Origin of the sequence: Nocardia sp., from assembly GCF_025465275.1 — a bacterium.
In the GTDB taxonomy this organism is placed as follows: Bacteria; Actinomycetota; Actinomycetes; order Mycobacteriales; family Mycobacteriaceae; genus Nocardia.
Genome location: NZ_JAODNK010000017.1, coordinates 11,614 through 30,740, shown reverse-complemented (window position 1 = coordinate 30,740; position 19,127 = coordinate 11,614). Strand labels below are relative to the sequence as shown.

17 protein-coding genes are annotated in these 19,127 nt (G+C 63.7%); 10 read left to right on the top strand and 7 right to left on the bottom strand.

Features of this window, described 5'->3' with window-relative positions:
• Positions 1 to 280: 280 nt before the first annotated feature.
• The 4 genes from JWN03_RS04550 to JWN03_RS04535 form a co-directional block, all read right to left on the bottom strand.
• On the bottom strand, positions 281 to 1,360 hold the full coding sequence (locus JWN03_RS04550; protein WP_297610124.1) for an ABC transporter ATP-binding protein: 1,080 nt from the start codon (positions 1,358 to 1,360) through the stop codon (positions 281 to 283).
• Positions 1,361 to 1,474: 114 nt separating this feature from the next.
• Positions 1,475 to 2,824 (bottom strand): ABC transporter substrate-binding protein, encoded by a 1,350-nt coding sequence (locus JWN03_RS04545; protein WP_297610121.1) that lies wholly within the window; start codon positions 2,822 to 2,824, stop codon positions 1,475 to 1,477.
• Between the two features lie 19 nt (positions 2,825 to 2,843).
• Positions 2,844 to 3,635 (bottom strand): carbohydrate ABC transporter permease, encoded by a 792-nt coding sequence (locus JWN03_RS04540; protein ID WP_297610136.1) that lies wholly within the window; start codon positions 3,633 to 3,635, stop codon positions 2,844 to 2,846.
• Between the two features lie 83 nt (positions 3,636 to 3,718).
• Entirely contained in the window at positions 3,719 to 4,648 is a 930-nt protein-coding gene (locus JWN03_RS04535; protein ID WP_297610118.1) for a carbohydrate ABC transporter permease, read from the bottom strand.
• A 468-nt stretch (positions 4,649 to 5,116) separates the two neighbouring features.
• On the opposite strand from JWN03_RS04535, the gene JWN03_RS04530 reads away from it, so the two are divergent.
• On the top strand, positions 5,117 to 5,299 hold the full coding sequence (locus JWN03_RS04530; protein WP_297610116.1) for a hypothetical protein: 183 nt from the start codon (positions 5,117 to 5,119) through the stop codon (positions 5,297 to 5,299).
• 362 nt (positions 5,300 to 5,661) lie between these two features.
• Here the strand turns inward: JWN03_RS04530 and JWN03_RS04525 are convergent, their stop codons facing one another.
• Together JWN03_RS04525 and JWN03_RS04520 are read right to left on the bottom strand one after the other, a co-directional pair.
• Entirely contained in the window at positions 5,662 to 6,558 is an 897-nt protein-coding gene (locus JWN03_RS04525) for an Ig-like domain-containing protein (protein WP_441342934.1), read from the bottom strand.
• A gap of 296 nt (positions 6,559 to 6,854) precedes the next feature.
• Positions 6,855 to 8,231 (bottom strand): cytochrome P450, encoded by a 1,377-nt coding sequence (locus JWN03_RS04520; protein WP_297610113.1) that lies wholly within the window; start codon positions 8,229 to 8,231, stop codon positions 6,855 to 6,857.
• Between the two features lie 138 nt (positions 8,232 to 8,369).
• Here JWN03_RS04520 and lppU point away from each other — a divergent pair, with 138 nt between their 5' ends.
• Positions 8,370 to 9,014 carry an LppU family putative lipoprotein gene (lppU, locus tag JWN03_RS04515; RefSeq protein WP_297610111.1) on the top strand — a complete coding sequence of 215 codons (645 nt, stop codon included), beginning with the start codon at positions 8,370 to 8,372 and terminating at the stop codon, positions 9,012 to 9,014.
• Between the two features lie 278 nt (positions 9,015 to 9,292).
• Here lppU and JWN03_RS04510 read toward each other — a convergent pair whose 3' ends face one another.
• The gene (locus JWN03_RS04510; RefSeq protein WP_297610108.1) at positions 9,293 to 9,958 is read right to left on the bottom strand and encodes a serine protease; all 666 of its coding nucleotides are present in this window, start codon (positions 9,956 to 9,958) and stop codon (positions 9,293 to 9,295) included.
• A gap of 454 nt (positions 9,959 to 10,412) precedes the next feature.
• Here JWN03_RS04510 and JWN03_RS04505 point away from each other — a divergent pair, with 454 nt between their 5' ends.
• From JWN03_RS04505 to JWN03_RS04470, 8 genes are read left to right on the top strand one after another with little or no spacing between them, the layout of a single operon-like run.
• Positions 10,413 to 11,282: an MlaE family ABC transporter permease gene (locus JWN03_RS04505; protein WP_405134144.1), complete on the top strand. Its 870-nt coding sequence runs from the start codon at positions 10,413 to 10,415 to the stop codon at positions 11,280 to 11,282.
• Positions 11,283 to 11,287: 5 nt separating this feature from the next.
• Positions 11,288 to 12,151, top strand: a complete 864-nt coding sequence (locus JWN03_RS04500; RefSeq protein ID WP_297610105.1) for an ABC transporter permease — start codon at positions 11,288 to 11,290, stop codon at positions 12,149 to 12,151.
• A 12-nt stretch (positions 12,152 to 12,163) separates the two neighbouring features.
• The gene (locus JWN03_RS04495; RefSeq protein WP_297610102.1) at positions 12,164 to 13,660 is read left to right on the top strand and encodes an MlaD family protein; all 1,497 of its coding nucleotides are present in this window, start codon (positions 12,164 to 12,166) and stop codon (positions 13,658 to 13,660) included.
• Positions 13,657 to 14,691, top strand: a complete 1,035-nt coding sequence (locus JWN03_RS04490; protein WP_297610100.1) for an MCE family protein — start codon at positions 13,657 to 13,659, stop codon at positions 14,689 to 14,691. The genes JWN03_RS04495 and JWN03_RS04490 overlap by 4 nt, the downstream gene beginning before the upstream one ends.
• Positions 14,691 to 15,686, top strand: a complete 996-nt coding sequence (locus JWN03_RS04485; protein WP_297610129.1) for an MCE family protein — start codon at positions 14,691 to 14,693, stop codon at positions 15,684 to 15,686. The genes JWN03_RS04490 and JWN03_RS04485 overlap by 1 nt, the downstream gene beginning before the upstream one ends.
• A complete protein-coding gene (locus JWN03_RS04480; RefSeq protein ID WP_297610097.1) occupies positions 15,683 to 16,777 on the top strand; it encodes an MlaD family protein in 1,095 nt (364 codons plus the stop codon). Before JWN03_RS04485 ends, JWN03_RS04480 begins: the two co-directional genes overlap by 4 nt.
• Positions 16,774 to 17,886 carry an MCE family protein gene (locus tag JWN03_RS04475; RefSeq protein ID WP_297610094.1) on the top strand — a complete coding sequence of 371 codons (1,113 nt, stop codon included), beginning with the start codon at positions 16,774 to 16,776 and terminating at the stop codon, positions 17,884 to 17,886. Before JWN03_RS04480 ends, JWN03_RS04475 begins: the two co-directional genes overlap by 4 nt.
• A complete protein-coding gene (locus JWN03_RS04470; protein ID WP_366914363.1) occupies positions 17,883 to 19,055 on the top strand; it encodes an MlaD family protein in 1,173 nt (390 codons plus the stop codon). The genes JWN03_RS04475 and JWN03_RS04470 overlap by 4 nt, the downstream gene beginning before the upstream one ends.
• The last annotated feature ends 72 nt before the right edge of the window (positions 19,056 to 19,127 follow it).

Sequence of the window (19,127 nt, the reverse complement as noted above, 5' to 3'; positions counted from 1 at the left end):
GCTGGACACTGCAGATCTCACGGTCGAACAAACAGTGGACGCAATCCTGAACCAGGCGCAGCCACTGCCTTAGTGGGGATCGTCGGCATGCGTCAGCGCCTCCCAGAGGCTGAACATGTCGGCGCAGCGCGTTGCAGCCGATCTCGGTAGTCGATCCAAGCGTCCGCCCGAAATGCCCGTGACAGCTATCGGCCGGAACCGTTTCGCCCAGTCAGTTTCTCGAGACAAAACACGAAAAGACAAAGACTCAGGACTAGAACTCTGAAAGGCCGAGTTGGATTCATCGGATTCGTAGCTCGCTCAGTGCATCGAAGAAGAATACTTCCTCTTGCTTGGGTGCGAGTCTCAAACCATCTCCCAGGGCGACCTGGAACCGGCGATCCACTCTGGCTACGATTCTTCCTGTGCGGCTGGACCATTCATCATTCACGCCGTGTGAGTAGAGGAACGATTCCGAGCCCAGCTCCTCGAGTAATTCCACCTCTACGGCTAGTGAGTTCTCCGGATCTGTGGTTACTTCCCATGATTCCGGGCGAATTCCTACCACGACCCGGTCTCCGGAGACACTGTGTGGCAGTGGAATTCGCAACTCGTTCAATACCGCGGCCCCGTCCCGTACCGGTGCGGTGAGCAAATTCATCCCGGGCGATCCGATGAAACCGGCGACAAATGTATTCACCGGATTGTCGTAAAGCTCGCGTGGAGCGGCGATTTGCTGCAATTTGCCGTCCTTCAGCACCGCCACCCGATGTCCCATGGTCATGGCCTCGACCTGATCATGGGTGACATATACCGTGGTCGTTCCGAGCCGCTTCTGTAGCGCTGCGATCTGCGATCGTGTGCTCACCCGCAGCTTGGCATCCAGGTTGGACAGCGGTTCGTCCATGCAGAACACCTGCGGACGCCGAACGATGGCGCGCCCCATGGCAACTCGCTGCCGCTGCCCGCCGGAGAGTTTGGCGGGTTTGCGGTCCAGGAGCTCGTCGAGCTCCAGCATGGCGGCCGCCTCTTTGACGCGAACGAGGGTGTCGGCCTTGCTCATTCCGGCATTGCGCAGCGCGAAACCCATATTGTCCGCGACTGTCATGTTCGGGTAGAGCGCATAGCTCTGGAACACCATGGCCACGTCGCGGGAGCGCGGCGGCAGGCCGGTCACTTCGACGCCGCCGATGCGAATGTGCCCGGAAGACACTGCTTCCAGACCCGCCAGCATGCGCAGACTGGTGGATTTGCCGCAGCCGGACGGGCCGACGAGTACCAGGAATTCGCCGTCGGCGATATCCAGGTTCAGGTCTGCTACCGCAGGGCCGGGCGCACCCGGATAACTGAGGGACACGCCCTCGAACTGCACAGTCGCCATGCCGGCGGGTCTCCCTGTCTGATTTTCGCGCCGGCGGGGGCCTACGTGGTTACGCAGGCAAGCGCGGGGTGGCGGAGCGACGCCTCCGGCCCCTGACGCCGTCGCGAGGACTTCTTACTTGGGCAGCTTGGGGGTGATCTGCCGGTCGATGATGGTCTGCAGCTGGGTGGTGATATCCGCGAAAGCCGCTGTCACATCGCGGTTCTGCAGGCCGATCTGCTCCAGGCCGGTGCCGATGATCTGGTCGCCGCCGGGCACGAAGACGCGGGCGAAGTCCTGTGACTTCGTCACGGCCAGCTGGTCGATGGCCGTCTTGGAGTTCGGGTTCTTGGTCAGGAAGTCCTGCTCGCTCGAATCCTGCAGCGCCGACTTGCGGACCGGCATGTAACCGGTGCCCTGCGAGAAGTACGCCGTATTGGCCGCATTGGTGATGAACTCGATGAACTTGAGCGCATTCACCTTGCGGGAGTCGGAGATTCGGGACGGAATGGCCAGACCTGCGCCGCCGGTGGTGGCGCCCGCACCGCTGGGGTGCGGCAGGAAGGCGGTGCCTACGGTCAGTTTGCCCGCGGCGTTCTGCATGATGCCTTTGAGGTCACCGGTGGAGGCGATGGCGGAGCCGACGATGCCGGTGCCGAAGTCCACGGCGATCTGCGGGCGGATGCTCGCGTACTTCTTGGCATTGATCATGTCGCTGAAGAACTTGCCCGAGGCAATCGAACCGGGGTCGTTGAACTTCAGCTTCCAGTCGTCGGAGTAGCCGCCGCCGAAGGTCCACATCGGTCCCTGGAAGGTCCAGCCCAGGTAGTTCTTGGCGTCGCCCCAGCCGTGTGCCCACTTGTCGCCGCCCATGACGCCCTGGATCTTGGGGCCCCACTCGTCGAATTCCTGCCAGGAGTTCGGGCCGCGGTCGGGCAGACCGGCCTTGGACCAGACGTCCTTGTTGTAGTAGAAGACCTGCGTCGAGCGTGCGTAGGGGAGCGCGTAGTGCTTGCCGTTGAACTGGTAGTCGTTGGCCAGCGAATCGACGTAGTCGCCGAGATTCACACCGGCGGAGCCGAAGTGGCTGTCCAGCGGTTCGATGGTGTTGTTCAGCGCGTAGTTGAACCACCAGACATCGGACAGCACAACAACATCGGGCAGCTCACCACCGGAGAGCGCCGCGTTGAACTTCTGCGACACCTCCTCGTAGTTCTTGCCCGCGTCGATCAGGTTGACCTTCAGGTCGGGGTACTTGGCCTGGAACCGGTTGATGAGTTCGGCTTCCAGATCCTTCGAGGTGCCGGGGTGGTTGGACCAGAAGGTGATGGTGTTCGAGTCACCGCCCTGCTTGCTGCTGCTCCCGGTTCCGGCGCAGGCGGTCAACGCCAGCCCGGCGGCGGTTGCACCGGCGAGGCCGAGGAACCCGCGGCGCGACAGCGCGCTCCGGGCTAGGGATTCGGCAGAGGTTCGTGCTTCCGACACGGGTATCTCCTTCTGGGACTTAACCCTTGACCGCACCGGAGGTGAGGCCCTTGATCATGTGGCGCTGTAATGCGAGGAAGACGATGAGAATCGGCAGCATGGTGAGCAGGGTTCCGGCCATGACCGGACCCCAGTTGGTGACGCTCGGGTTCTCGGTGTTCTGCAGCAGGGTGAGCCCGACCGGCAAAGTGGCGACCCGGGTGTCGTCGGCCATCAGGAACGGCCACAGGTATTCGTTCCACTCGTTCACCAGCGTGACCACCGCGAACGCCACCATGGTGGGCCCGGACATGGGCAGCACCACCCGTGTGAGCAGCCGCCACCAACCCGCGCCGTCCATGCGCGCCGCCTCGATGACTTCGGCGGGCAGCGACAGGAAGTGATTGCGCATGAGGAAGGTGCCGAAGGCGACCCCGCACAGCGGAACGATGATGCCCTGAAAGGTGTTTCGCCAGCCCAGCTGTGCGACCAGCGCATAGTTGGAGATGACGGTGATCTGGTTGGGCACCATGAGTGCCGCGATGATCAATAGGAACAGCACCGTTTTGCCCGGGAAGCGAAGGAACACCAGCCCGTATGCGCTCAGCACGCCGAGCACGAACTTCACCGCTGAGATGACACCGGTGATGATGAGCGAGTTCCGCAGGAAGCTCCAGAACGGCAGGGCGGTAGTGGCTTCCGAATAATTCTCCGGGTGCCAGGACTTCGGCCAGTACACGGCCGGCTGGGTGTAGATCTCGCCGCGCGCCTTGAACGAGGTGACGATGATCCAGAACAGCGGCACACCGACGATGATCAGTACGCACACCATGGCTGCGTAGCCGAGAAGCGTTGCCCAGCGGGCATTGTCGATGCTCTTGCCGGCAGCGCCGACGCGTTTGGTAGCAGGCTTGTTCACTCTTCGTTCCGATCCATGATGCGCACCTGCACGAGGGTCACGGTCAGCAGCACCAGGAACATGATGGTGGCGACGGTCGCGCCGTATCCGGCCCGGAAGTTCTTGAAGGTTTCCTCGTAGACCTGGAACACCATGGTGGTGGTGCCGGTGCCGAGCGGCCCGCCGCGCGTCATCACATTGATGATGTCGAAGACCTGCAGCGAATTGAGCAGCACGGTGATGGATAGGAAGAACGTGGTCGGCCGCAACTGGGGCAGCAGCACCCGGGTGAATGTGGTCCACGTGCCGGCCCCGTCGATCTCGGCGGCCTCCATCAGGTCCTTCCGAACACCCTGCAGCGCAGCCAGATAGATGACGAAGGTGTAGCCGAGGTTCTTCCAGATGTAGGTCACCGTGATCATGAACAGCGCCCAGTGCGGGTTCTGATAGAAGTCGGGGGCCTTCTCCACGCCGACCTTGTGCAGCAGATCCTGCACCAGGCCGAAGCCGGGATCGAAAATGAACTGGAAGGCGACACCGATGGCCGCGCCGGAGATCACGAACGGCGCAAAGATCGCGGAGCGGACCACATTGCGCCCGAACAGCTTCCGGTCCAGCAGCAGGGCGAGTGCCAAACCCAGCACCATACTGCCGATGACAGCGGCCAGCGTGAACACCACTGTGTTGCCTACGATTTGCCATGAATCGTGGCGGCCCCACCACTCCCGGTAGTTACCGAAGCCGACGAAGGTGGCGGTGGTGTCGGAGATATTCCAGTCGAAGAACGACAGCCGAATATTGTCGATCAGCGGTCGGTACACAAATACCGACAGCAACACCAGGTTTGGCGCGACGAGCACGGTGAAGAGCGCATAGTCCTGCCAGGGTCTGCCGCGCCAGCCACGTCCCGGTGGCTGCGGTAGTACTCGTTCAGGCCTCGACTTCACCCGGGCAGCGTGACGGTTGCGGTCGACTAGCCGGTAACGATTAGATGCTGGGCGGTTGAATAGTCGGCGCACAGGCGCAACCGACTGTTCACCGGACGCACCCGCTGGTGGCGCGGACATGCGCCGAATCGTACGGCGGCACAGCCGCTTTCATGGGAGGAATGCCGTTTAGGCCATAAGCCAGACAATTCGGACGTGATTTCCCCGACATGTCGACCTCGCTCCCGCACCCAGCCGACGTTGCCCACGCCCAGCCCGGCCACCCCCGTCATCCCGGCGTGCATTTGGCCGGGATCCACCCGTTGCAGTGCGGCACGACCGTCCCCAACACTGCAGGCATACTGACGATCGTGCAGTTCGGGATACTCGGATCCATTGAAGTGCGGCAGTCCGATGGCAATCCGATCGCGGTTGGCGGCCCGCAGGTGCGGTCGCTGCTGGCGCTGTTGCTTCTCGACGCCGGGCGGCTTGTTGCTCGCGACCCGCATGGCCGAATACGTCGACCTGAACCTCACCCTCAAAATCCAGACCACCGCCCTCCGCGTCATGCGCCGCCTCCCCTGGAAGGGCATGGCCCTCCGCTCCATCATGAAGCCCTTGAACCACGCCTCCAACGCAATCCGCCTCCCCGAACCTGCAGCGCACAGCTGAGAGCCGTTGGAGATGTGCACGCGTGCCGCCGGTTGGGTGCGACACCGATTTCGGGGGTACCCCAGGAGTTACCCTGATCCGCCTCCCCGAACCTTTAGCGCACCAGTAAGAGCGACAACAGTCCCATTCGCGCGCCTGCGGTCAGGGTCGACACCGATTTCGGGGGTACCCCGGGAGTTACCCCGACTCTCACGAGATCAGTTGTCGTCTTTCATATCCGGCTGCCTCGGCGGCGTTACCCGGCCCAATACCTCTAGATATGCTGCGGGGCCCCTGCTGGGGCCGCTGCCCCCGAACACACGCAGGCCCCGCCCATTACGGGCGGGGCCTGCGAAATGTTTTGCTGTGTAGGGCTTTTACCCCTAGTTCCAGTCGCCCCAGCCGTCGCTGGTGCTGAAGGTGCCACCGCCGGTGTTCTTCACAACCACCGGATCACCCTTCTTCACATTGTCGAAGAACCACTTCGCGTCCTCGGTGCTCACATTGAGGCAGCCGTGCGAGGTGTTGGAGTAACCCTGCTGGGCGACACTCCATGGGGCGGCGTGCACGAAGATGCCGCTGTTGGACATGCGGGTGGCGTACTCGACCTCGAGCTTGTAGCCCTGCGGATCCGTGGTCGGCACACCGTAAGTCGAGGAATCCATGATCATCTTGCGATTGCGCTCGCTGACGATGTAGGTGCCGTTGGGGGTCTCGTGCCCGGTCTTGCCCATGGAGGTGGGCATGGTCCGCACCACGTCACCATTGCGGGTGACAACGATCTGGTGGGTGCTGTCGTCCGCGGTGGCGATGAACTCGTCGCCGATCTCGTAGGCGACCTTGGTGCCGCCGCCTTCGACGGTGACCTTGGTGCCCGACGGCCAGAAGTCCTCGGGCCGCCAGCGCACCTGCTTGTCGCCCATCCAGTAGAAGTGGCCGTTCACCTTGTTGGTGGAGGTGATCCGGATCGACTTCTCCGCACCGGCGTGATCGCTGACCGGATCCTTGAAGTTGATGATGACCGGCTGCGCGACGCCCACCACGTCACCGTCGCCGGGGCTGATGTTCGGGGCCGCGAAGTTGGCCGGCGGCAGCGGCGAACCGGCGCCGGGCGCGGTCGGCAGATCGCCGGGCGCGGGCTGCGGCATGACAGCGGAGGGCACACCCGGGATTTCCGGGCCGCCCGGCCATAGTGGGGTCGCTGAGGCGGGCGCTGCCACCACGGCTCCGGTCGCCGCAATGACGGCGAGGGAAATCAGTCCGTACCGGGTGATGCGCACAGCTTTCGGTCCTCTCGATCCTCGTTCAACACGCAGATTGCGGGCGCAGTCCGCCCGCTGTAGGTCCCAACCCCGCATCCATTACTACCGTGCGAGCAGAGGCATTCCAATTGGCTTGTGGCAGTTATTCATACCGACCCACTGGTGTGGTTCAGGTCACTCCACTGTCCGTGGGTGAATTGCTGGCGCATTAGCGCCGTTCGCCTCGGCGATTCCCGAAACAGGTCGCGGGTGTGTCCGGCGGCTATGCACCCGCATACTCAAACCTGGTTGTGACCGAAATCACTGGAGTTGCATCAGGGTTCGAGGGCCTCGAAGGTAATGGCCGCATGCGGACCGGTCGCAATGTTGTGCGGCGCGGTCCACGGCACCCGCCCGCGCGCAAAGCGCGGCGACAGCCGCAACCGCACAGCACCGAGCACCGTGGCCAGTACGATCCGCAACTCGAAGTCGGCCAGCGACGCACCGACGCAGCGCCGGTGCCCGCCACCGAACGGTGCGAACTCGAACGGACCGTAGCGGTGTTCGAGAAACCGCTCGGGATGGAATCGCTGTGGCTCGCTCCACACTTCGGGGTCGGAGTGCAGCAGCTGTACCGACAACCCCATAGTGTCCCCCGCCACCATCGAGGTGCCACGGAATACGAAATCACCGGTGAGCCTGCGCAATACGATCGGCACCGGTGGATGCAGGCGCAGTGTCTCCTGGCACACCGCATCCAGATACGGCAGTTTCGCGACCTCGATCGGATCGAGATCCGGTCCGGCAGCGGCGAGTTCGGCGCGCAATCGCGCCAGCGTCTCCGGTGCCCGGTGCAGCCGGTACAGCGCCCACACCAGCACCGTCGCCGTGGTTTCGTGCCCGGCCACCAGCAGTGTGCGCAAATGTTCGCGCAGGTCGGTGTCCGTCATGGCGCTGCCGTCCTCGTACCGGGCCTGCAGCAGCATGCCGAGCAAGTCCTGATCGGCACCCGCGCCCTCGGCTGCGCGCCGCCGCACGATCTCGGTATCTATCAAACCGTCGAGCCGATCGCGCGCGGCAGTGAAGCGCTCCCAGCCCGACAGTCCGAACATATTGCGCCGCAATGCCGGAATCGCGAACAGCGGTGTGCCGAAGGAGGTCAGGAATTCCGTAGTCGCCGACGTGTATTCGGCCAGCAACTCCGGCTCGACGATACCGAAGACCGCCGCCAGGATCACCCGTAATGTCATGGCCCGCGCGGCATCCCGGGCATCGATGCGGGTGCCCGCCCGCCAGGCCCGCCCGGTGCGCTCACCCGCCAGTTCGTCTCGCGCGGTATCGCGAATAACGGTGCCGTAGGCGCTGATTCGATTTCGGTGGAACGCGGGCGCCAGCACCGCGCGCTCCTGCCGATGTCGTTCGCCCCGCGCCAGTATGAGCGAGGCCGGGCCGACCATCGGTTCGATGGGGTTCGGCAGCGGCGGCGCCAGCAGTTCGACCGGCGCCCGGAACATTTCGCGCGCACCCGCGGGCGTGCCGGTGAAGACCACCGACCCGAAGGACGGGAAGCGCACCAGAAAGGGATCACCGTGCCGGTCGCTCCGCCAGCGGAAGTACCGCTCGAGATCGGCGCCCGCGGCCAGCGCGTGCAGCGGCACCAGTCGAGGCTGGTGCAGCGCCTCGGGACCGACCGGTTGGGCGGTGGTACTCATGCTCCCCTATACGTATTCACAATTACCTCCGGTTCGACGGCCACCCTGTGTGCGGGCTGTGAGTCGACGGCTGTCGGATACGTCGTGTATGCATGGCAGGACTCAAAGCTTGGTGTACCCCAAATTTAGGACAAGTTCGTGTTGCGTCAGCAGATCTCCGCTCGGGTCGCCGTCCCGGCCCTCTCCGCCGCCGCCCTGCTGCTCGCAGCCTGCGGCTCCACCATTTCCGGCAGCCCGGTAGCGGCTCCCCCCGGACTGGACTCGGCCATCTCGACGACCAAGGCGCCCGGCACCACGCCGAAGCCCTCCGGCAAGCCGAGCCCCGGCAAGCCCTCCACCCCGCCTGCCGACCGCGGCGGCGATACCGACTTCCAGGCCAGCATCGGCGACTGCGTGAAACTCGGTGGCACCATCGATGATGCCGACATCAAGCACGCCACCTGTGGAAGCAAAGACTCCAACTACAAGGTGATCGCCAAGGCGCCCGCCAAGGCTCAATGCCCCAGCGACGCCGACCAGGTGTACTACGAAACTCTCTCCGGCGTCGAGACCGGAGCGATCTGCCTCGACATCGACTGGGTCGTCGGCGACTGCCTCGATATGGGCGTCAAGGGCAGCGATGACGACCCCAAGCGGATCGACTGCAGCACCCGCGGCGCGGCCGACGGGGTCAAGGTGCTCTCGATCCTCAAGAACAGCAACAGTGTCGACGACTGCAACCTCGGCGACCAAGGCTATGTATATAAAGAGCGCAACCGCGTCGTCTGCGTCGCCACGCTCTGAGACCGCTCTCCCGAGAACAGTGAAGCCCGGCCGGACCTGTTGTCCGGCCGGGCTTCCTGCACTTGTGCAGTCCCTCCCAAGTTCGCGGCTCACCCGGTTCTGGCCTGAGCGCAGCGAATTAGCGAAGCGCCCGAACAACATCCGCCCCGAGTTCGTGGCCCGCCCGGTTCTGGACTGAGTGGAGCGGGGGAGCGAAGCGGAGGAGCGGAGGGAGGGAAGAGCCGGGTAACAGGGCCGCGAACCCGCCGCAGCGAAGCGGAGGCAGAAGATACAGCAATTTATACAGGGTAGTACCCCGAGCCGATCTGGCCGCGTCCGTTCAGATCTCCCATGATCGAGGACATATTCGTCCCGACCTCGGGGCCGAAGCAGGCGAGGGCCAGATAGGCGTTCACCATGCCGACGAGGGTGGTGCCGACGACGACCGGAGCCCCGGAATCGCCCTCCACCACGCACATCTGGCTCCACGTCTCGACATTGGTCGCGAAGACGTCACCCCACGAGAGGCCACAGGTATTACCGGTGGTCCGTCCCTCTTTGCAGACGATCATCGGGAAGTTCGGCGGCCCGCCGATTCCGGTGATGGCCACATTGCCGATCCGATTCACCGGAATGACCCGATCCGGGAAGAACTCGATGACCGCGTAATCCAGATCGTGATTGGAGTACACGAACTTCCCGATCTGCCCTGCGCCGCGATCCTTTTCGGCGAAGACCTGGGCTCCGGGGTCACCGCAATGCCCCGCGGTGATACCGACCAGCCGCCCGGCCCCGTCGTGACCGATGGTGGTCACGGTGCACTCGAACATGTCATCGATGACGATGCCGGAGCCACCGCCGATGACTGCCGGTGCGGGATCGGCGTTCGCAGCCCCGGCGCCGAACATCGCGGTGCTCACGGCAAAAGCGAAGACGCCGGCCATACCGGCGAGTTTCCTGATCATGTCCCTCCAGACGTCGGAAGCCGCTCGAAAAAAGCTGCGGAACACATCCTGTCAGTATTCGTCCCCCGAGGCTGCTTGTACTGCCACATGTTGCGGAGCCGTGTCCTGCACGCGTTGCACAGTGATACCGAGTTGGATGCAGTTATGGGATTTATGCATAACTCGGCCGCATTTCCGATAAATTCTCTCCCATTAATTCTTACCCAGTCGGGCTTCACTTCAACCGAAGCATCTCCGCCGATAGTCGGGAATTAGAACAAGTTCTAGATGTCTGCCTGGTTCTTTGGGTTGTGAACCAACTGTGATGTGCCTGTTCACAACCGTTCAGAGAAAGTGATCTGCCTCTATGACCGGAACCACAACGCCTGGTGTGTTTTTCCTAACTCCGTAGTAAGGTGCGTCAAGCAAACAGTCGCCGGTGGCGGGTAACCCGGCGTCGAGAGGGGTAGTCAGAGTGCAGTTGACGAAGAGTCTGGACGGGCAGGGGAGCCCAACGGAGTCAAGGGTTAATGCCGCCGTCGGCTGGGCCAAGGGGTATTGGGAGGACCATCCCAAACGGTCGCTCGAGACCGGTGGCCGGATGATGGCGATGGGAGTCGCCGCCGTTGTCGAACTGTTCGTCGCGATCTTCCGGAAACGCTTCCCTTACGCGGAGTTCGTCAGGCAGTGCGCCTTCATGGCGAATGTCGCAGCGGCTCCCACACTGCTGGTTGCCATTCCGATCGGTGTCATCGTCTCCATTCAGGTCGGCTCCGTCGCCGGACAGGTGGGTGCGACGTCGTTCATCGGCGCGGCCAACGGCCTCGGCATCATTCAGCAGGGTGCGCCACTGGTCACCTCGCTCATGATCGCCGGCGCGGTCGGCTCCGCCATTTGCGCGGATCTCGGCTCGCGCACCATCCGCGAGGAGATCGACGCCATGCGCGTCATGGGCGTGGACCCGCTGCGCCGCCTGGTCGCCCCGCGCCTCGGCGCCGCCATGCTGGTCTCGGTATTGCTGTGCGGCTTCGTGGTTTTCGTCGGCTTCCTGACCGGCTACGTCTTCAATATCTTCGCCCAGGGCGGCACCCCCGGCTCCTACGTCGGCACCTTCGCCTCGTTCGCGATCACCACTGATCTGTTTGTGGCGCTGCTCAAGTCGCTCATCTTCGGCTTGCTCGCGGCGATCATCGCCTGCGATGCCGGTCTGAACGCCCGCGGCGGTCCCGGTGGCGTCGCCAACTCGGTGAACACCGCGGTGGTCATGTCCGCCGTCATGCTCTTCGGTGTCAACCTGATCCTCACTCAGGTCTACAACTCCCTCTTCCCACCACAGATGGTCTGAGAGTCGTGTCAGCAACGTATGTTCCGCCGCTGCTGCGGCCGTTCCAACGGATCAAGGGCGTCGCCACGTCGCCGCGCGATTTCATTGCGCGCATCGGTCACCAGGTCTTCTTCTTCCTGCGGTCGCTCGGCTCCATGCCGATGGCGTTCAAGCAGTACCCGAAGGAAGTATGGCGACTGCTGTCCGACGTGACCTGGGGCAACGGCAATCTCATCGTCGGCGGCGGCACCATCGGCGTGGTGCTCATCCTGTCGGCGTTCGGCGGTATGACCGTCGCCATCCAGGGCTACACCTCGCTGAACCTGCTAGGCCTGAGTCCGCTCACCGGCGCCATCTCGGCCTTCGCCACCACGCGTGAGCTCGGCCCGATGCTCGCCACCCTCGCCTTCGCGGCGCAGGCGGGCTGCCGGTTCACCGCGCAGCTGGGCGCCATGCGCATCTCCGAGGAGATCGACGCGCTGGAATCGGTTGCCATCCGGCCGCTTCCGTACCTGGTGAGCACCCGGATGATCGCGGCCATGATCGCGATCGTGCCGCTGTACTGCTTGGCCCTGCCGTTCGCGTACGTCTCCTGCTCGCTGACCGTGCAGTTGATCGGCGGCACCGCGTCCGGGACATTCCAGCACTACTTCTATCAGTTCCTGGTGCCGGTCGATGTGCTGTACTCACTGCTGAAGGCGATCATCTTCGTCGCGATCACCACGTTCATCCAGTGCTACTACGGGTTTTTCGCCTCGGGTGGCCCGGAGGGCGTGGGTGTCGCGGCCGGTCGCGCCATCAAGTACTGCATCATCGCGGTGGTCTTCGCGGACCTGTTCATCACCTTGGCCATCTGGGGCGTCAATCCCGGCATCCGGATCTCGGGATAGGGGGCGAACACCATGATCATCGATCCGAGCGGGCGCGGCCCGACCATGCGGCAGCTGCTCATCGCGGGCGTCGCCGGGCTGATCGTCTTCGCGATCATCCTGGGTTTCCTGATGGCGCGGTACAAGGGCTATTTCGTCGAAAAGGTCAATGTCACCGCGAATCTCACCACCACCGGTGACGGCCTGCCCTCCAACGCGGATGTGAAGTTCCGCGGCATCCTCGTGGGTGCGGTCAAGGATGTCTCCGTGGCCGACAAGGGCGCGGCGCAAGAGGTGCACATCGAGATGAAGCCGGAGTACACCTCCGGCATCCCCGCGAATGTGACCGCGCGCGTGGTGCCCTCGAATCTCTTCGCCGTCACCTCTGTCGAACTCGTCTACAACGGGGCCGATTCCGCGTACCTGAAGGAGGGTTCGCAGATCGCCGAGGACCGCTCCGAAGGCACGATCGCGCTGCAGGACACCTTGACCACGGTGCGCAATATCTTCACCAAGATCGATCCGGTGCAGTTCGGCCGGGTGCTGGGCACACTCTCCTATGCGCTCGACGGCAGCGGCCGCGCGCCCGGCTCCACGATTCAGCGGGTCGACGACTGGCTGCAGGGTGTGCGTGGCGCGGTCCCCGATCTCGGTGTGACACTGACTGATTTCTCCAATTCGTTCCATGCGCTCAACCAGTCCGCACCGGAACTGATGAGCGTGCTGGCCGATTCGGTGAAGACGGCGCAGACCATCTCCGATCGCCGCGCCGATCTGGTCGCGCTCATCACCGGAGCCAGCGGCACCGTGGACAAGGTCAATTCGCTGTTCGCCCGAAACCCCAACCTGGGCAAGGACGTCACCACGGGCACCAGTGCACTGTTCGGTGCGCTCTCGGACGACCCGTCCTCCATTCCGCAGGCCATCGCGAACCTGAACACCTCCATCCACAGGCTGAACTCGACCTTCAACTGGGGTCCGCAACGTCAGATGGCCTGGAATATGGGCATCACCTTCACGCCGTACAAGCCGTACACCCGTGACGACTGCCCGCGCTACGGCGACCTCGCCGGACCCAGCTGTGCCACCGCGCCGCTGGTGTCCGATCCCGGCACCCTGCCGGAGTCGATGCGACCCAAGGCGCTCGATTCGGCGGCCGGCCTGCCGAAACTTCCGGCGCCGCCGGGCTTCCCCACCATTCCGGGTCTGAACACCACCGATTCACTGTTGCCGGATCCGAAGACGGCGCAGCCGGGCAATCCGTTCGCGGGCACCCCGCTGCAGGGACTGTTCCCGAACCTGTTCCCGGCCGCGCCCGCTCCGGCCGATCCGGCTGCCCCGGCTGCCCCGGCCGCGCTGCCTATCCATCCGGCCGCGGCGCCGCAGCAGGCCGCGCCGATCTCCTTCACCGGCAACGACGCGATCACCGCGATACTGGGCCGCCGCCCGACCGCGGCCGAATACCTGCTGCTGAGCTCGATCCTGAGGGGTGGAACGTTGCAAGCTTCCGAAAGCGGGGCGGGTAAGTGAGTATCCGCAAACCGCTCATCGGGTTCGGTATCTTCGCCATCGTGGCCGTCCTGGTGACCGCGGTCATCTGGAACACGCTGGCGCGCACCGTCAACGGACCTACCAATAGCTACACCGCGACCTTCACCGACGTACTCGGCCTGCGGACGGGCGATGACGTCCGCATGGCCGGCGTGCGCGTGGGCAAGGTGGAGAAGATCGACCTGGACAAGAAGAACCAGGCGCTGGTGACCTTCATCGTGCAGAACGATCAGACGCTGTACGGCGATACCAAGGCGCTGGTCCGATACCAGAACCTGATCGGCCAGCGCTATGTCGCACTGGCCCCGGACACCAAGCCGGGCGGTTCGCACACGCCGCTGAAGAACAAGGCCGCGATCCCGGTGGAGCGCACCGAGCCGTCCTTCGATATCTCCGCGCTGCTCAACGGTTTCCAGCCGCTGTTCCAGGTGCTGCAGCCGCAGCAGGTCAATGACCTTTCCAATACCTTCATCCAGGCGCTGCAGGGTGACGGAGTCTCGCTGAGCGGCTTCATCACTCAGGCTGCGGCGCTGGCCAGTGACTTCCAGCGGCGCGATGCCATCCTCTCCGATGTCATCACCAACCTGTCCGGCGTGATGTCCGGTCTGGCCAAGCGCGGTGACGAACTCGAGACCCTGGTGACCCAGACCCGCTCGCTGATCGGCGGCCTCTACGCGCAGGGCCAGTCCCTGCAGACCTCCACCGTGCAGATCGCCGATGCGACGACGTCTCTGGTGTCCATGATGGGTCAGATCCAGCCCAAGCTGGCGCTGGCGCAGAGTTCCACCACGGATGCGCTGACCCTGCTGCTGGCCAATGGCGCCAAGCTGGATCAGGCGGCGATAGATCTGCCGGGCATCCTCAGCGATCTCGGCAAATTCTCCCAGAACGGCGCCTACGGCAATGCCTACCTGTGCAGCTTGGATGTCTCGCTGTACGGTGTCCTCTTCCCGCGTGGTCTGTTCAACCAGATCGGCGGCACTTCTCACTCGGCGGTGTGCCGTCCATGATGACGAAACTCAAATCCCGATTCAGCGCCAATCGCAATTTCTGGCTCGGTCTGTTCGGCGCCGGTCTGATCGTCGCCCTGTTGCTCGGCTCCACCGTGTACCGGTCACTCGGCATCGGTGAGAACAGCATCAAGGCGGAATTCGTGCAGACCGCCGGCATCAAGACCGGCGACAAGGTGGCCGTCTCCGGCGTTTCGGTCGGTACCGTCTCCGGCGCCGAGCTCGAGGGCGACCACGTGCTGGTCACCCTCTCGGTCAAGAATTCGGTGAAGTTCGGTCCGGACGCGCACGCGACGATCAAGATGGCGACCCTGCTGGGTGCGCGCTTCGTCGATCTGGTGCCGGGTGACGGCTCCGGGCTCGAGGGCGATCGAATCCCCAAGTCCAATACGGCCGTTCCCTACAACCTGGCCGATGTGGTGCAGGAGGGCACGCCGAAGTTCGAGGAGCTCGACACCAAGAAGCTGGCGGATTCGCTGAATCTGATCAACCAGCAGATGGGTGACAGCCCACAGCTCACAGTGCAGGCGCTCGATTCCGTCGGCGCGCTGGCCAAGACCCTGAACGACCGCAAGGATTCGGTCGACAAGCTGCTCAAGGACCTGGACCGGGTCACCAAGATCCTCGGCGACAACAGCAACAGTGTGCTGCTGGTGATCACCCAGGGTCAGGCCATCGCCAACCGGGTGATGGAGCGACAGGGCCTGCTGCGCTCGCTGCTGGACAATGTCGCGACGCTGAGCCGGCAGCTGCAGCAGATCGGCGCCGACAACAACAATCAGTTCGGCCCGACCCTGCAGCAGCTGAACACCATGGCCGACGGCCTGCAGAAGAACAAGGACAACCTGGATCGACTGCTGTCGATCATGCCGGTGTCGGTACGGACGTTCAATAATGTCTTGGGCAACGGCAATTACGGCGAGGTCGCCCTGCCGTGGCTGTTCCCGGACAACTGGCTGTGCGGCGTACAGGTGAATGAGGGGTGCCACAAATGACAATCGCAGCCAGGATCACCAAGCTGGCCATGATCGGTGCGGCCGCTCTCGCAGTGGGCAGCTGCTCCATCGTGCCGCTCGGAGTGAAGGATGCGGTCGGGCAGACCCAGCACTTCACCGCCGACTTCCTCAATATCGCGGGCATGTTCGAGGGCAACCCGATCACCGTGCTCGGGCTCGATGTCGGCAAGGTCGACAAGATCGTGCCGAAGGGTCAGTACGTCGAAGTCCACATGACCGTGGACGGCGGCGTGAAGATCCCGAAAAACGTGATCGCCGCGCTGATCTCGCCGTCCATCGTCACCGACCGGCATATCGAGCTCACCCCGCGCTACACCGGTGGTGACGCGCTCAAAGACGGTTCGCATCTGACCACCCAGCAGACCAAGACCCCGGTTGAGCTGGACACGATGATCAAGACCATCGACACCTTCGCCGCGGCGCTCAAGCCGACCCCGGGGCAGGACGGCATCGGCCCGCTGTCGGGCCGGGTGCTATACCCGATGATGAACGGCAACGGTGAGAAGATGCGCGACACCCTCACTGCGCTCTCCGGCGCGCTGAAGGTGGGCGTCGATAACAAGGACGCCGTCTCGACCATCATCATCAAGCTGAACGAGCTGACCACCATGCTGGCCGATAACGACCAGTCGGTGCGCGACTTCAGCAGCAATATCACCCAGATGACCGGTCTGCTGGCCGACCAGGCCCCCGGCCTGCAGGCCACGCTGGATCAGCTGAACGGCTTCCTGGCCAATACCAGTGGTGCGTTCTCGCAGTACTCCGATCAGCTCAACGGCACTCTGACCGGCCTCACCAATGTCACGAACCAGCTGCGCGCCAACGCTACCGGCCTGGTCGAGGTCGTCGATACGGCGCCGCTGCTCATGCAGAATCTCGACCGGGCGGTCAACCGACAGGGCCAGTTCGTCCGCCTGCACGGCATTATCGGCACCGCTCTCTCCGGCGAGATCATCAGCACGTTCTGTGAACGCATCCAGATGAGGTCGGACGGCTGCCGCACCGGCAAGGTGGAAGATTTCGGACCTGACTTCGGTCTGACCGCGGCCATGCTGGGACTGACCAAATGAGTAGTCGATTCGTCCGAGATGTCCTGCTCGCCAGGCGCTCTCGCCGCATGATCGTGGCGCTCGCCGTCACGGCCACGCTGGGCGCCTCCGGTTGCGGCCTGACCGTGGACAAACTGCCGCTGCCCAAGCCCGGTGTCGGCGGCGATACCTATACGATCCACGCGGTTTTCGACAATGCGCTGAATCTGCCGGACCAGGCCAAGGTCAAGATCGGCGGTTCCGACGTCGGCGTCGTCACCAAGATCACGACCAAGGATTTCAAGGCCAATGTGGATCTGGCCATCCGCACGGATATCTCGCTGCCGGCCAACTCCACCGCCGAACTGCGCCAGGCGACTCCGCTGGGCGACGTCTTCGTGGCCGTGTCCAAGCCGAAGACCGATACCGGCCAGGCGCTGCTCAAAGACGGTGGCACGCTGACCAATACCTCGGCCGGCGCGACCGTCGAAGATCTGCTGCTCTCGATCTCCATGCTGTTCAACGGCGGCGGTATCGCCAGCCTGTCCAAGCTCACGTCCGAACTTGACTCCATCGTCGGCGGCCACGGTCAGCAGCTCGGCTCTGTGCTCACTCAGATGACCAGCGTCATCAGCAATCTCAATGCCAACAGCAAGCGGGTGGACAATGTGCTTGCCGGCTTCGACGCGCTCGCCGACACGCTCCAGGCGAACCACGATCAGCTCGGCCAGGTAGCGAACAGCCTGCCCAGCATGATCGGCGCCATCGCCGAGAACAACCAGGCCATCGGCGATCTGCTCACCAAGGTTTCGACAACCAGTGCGGCTCTGGGCGATTACGCCAATACCACCTCCGATCAGCTGGCCGGCCTGCTCGACAATGTGCACCAGTTGATGAACGCGCTGTCGCAGACTTCGCAGAACCTCGGGCCCATGCTCGACGGCCTGCACGACATCCGGCCCGCCGCCGATGCCTCTTTCAAGGGCAATACGCTGGCCGTCTCCGCGACGCTCAGCATGCTCGATATAGGCCTGCTCACTGATCCGGCCAATAGCAAATTCCCAGACCTGCGCGACCTCAACGACTTCGGGGGCAGCCTGATCCAGGTGCTGCAGATCATCTACGGACGGATCAACGGGGGACACAAGTGAACTGGGTGAAGCAGCACCGGAATCTGGTGTCCAACGGTGCGCTCGTGCTTATCCTGCTGGTCGGCGCCGCCTACCTGGCGGTGAGTGTCATGCGCGTGAACCCGCTGCGTGAAACCTACCGGGTGACAGTGAATCTCGACCGCTCCGGCGGTCTGCAGGCCGGTAATGACGTGACCCTGCGCGGTTACCGCATCGGCAAGGTCACCGATATCAAGCTGATCGACAGCGGTTCGGCCATTGCCGCCACCGCCCAGATCGACACGAAGTACAAGATCCCCACCGACACCCTGGTATCGGTGGGCTCGCTCTCCGGCGCGGGTGAGCAGTACATGGACTTCCGGCCCGAATCCGACCAGGCCCCGTATCTCGGCAACGGCGCGACCGTGAAGTTCGACCCGGACAAGGTGAAGACGCCGACACCGGTGTGGTCGGTGCTGGACAATTCCAGTGCGCTGATCGCCCAGGTGGATCCGGATAAATTCAGCACCATCCTGACCGAGCTGGACACCGCGCTCTCCGGCGGGCCCGACCAGCTGCGCTCGCTCATCGATGGCATCAGCACGGCCACCACCGGACTGGACAATCTGCTCCCGCAGACCGTCAACCTGATCAAGAATCTGCAGACCATCACCTCGACCACATCGATGGCGCAGCCGGATCTGGCTACGCTGACTCGCAATTCGGGCGTACTGTTCCAGCAGTTCAACGATGCCAATGCCGAGCTGCAGAAACTGCTGGAGCAGTCTCCGGCGCAGTTCCAGCAGCTCGGGGCGGTACTCGACAAGACCGCCGACCCGATGTCCAGCCTGCTCACCAATTTCGCGGCGGTCACCAAGGCCGCGCAATTGCGACTCCCCGCCCTGCGCGCGCTGTTCCCGGCGCTGGTGGTGGGTACTTCGGCCATGGGCGTCCCCGCCCATGACAACGAGTTCTATACCATCGTGGACATCTGGCCTCGACCGTTCTGCGACTACAGCACCGCTAAGGTTCGGACGGAGATCGCGACGGACAACACCTTGCCGCGCTGGGCCAGCTACTGCACCAATCCGCCTGCGGATCAGCAGATTCGCGGCTCCGGCAATGCGCCTCGCCCGGATATCCCGGACAACGGTGCGCTGCCGCCCGCCGGCGCCGACCCGAACGAGCGCACCCTGCCGCCGATCAAGTGACCGGTGCAGACAAACTCCACCGCTGGTGCGGTGAGACAAATCCGACCTGGCGGTTTCATTGCCGGGTTCGGC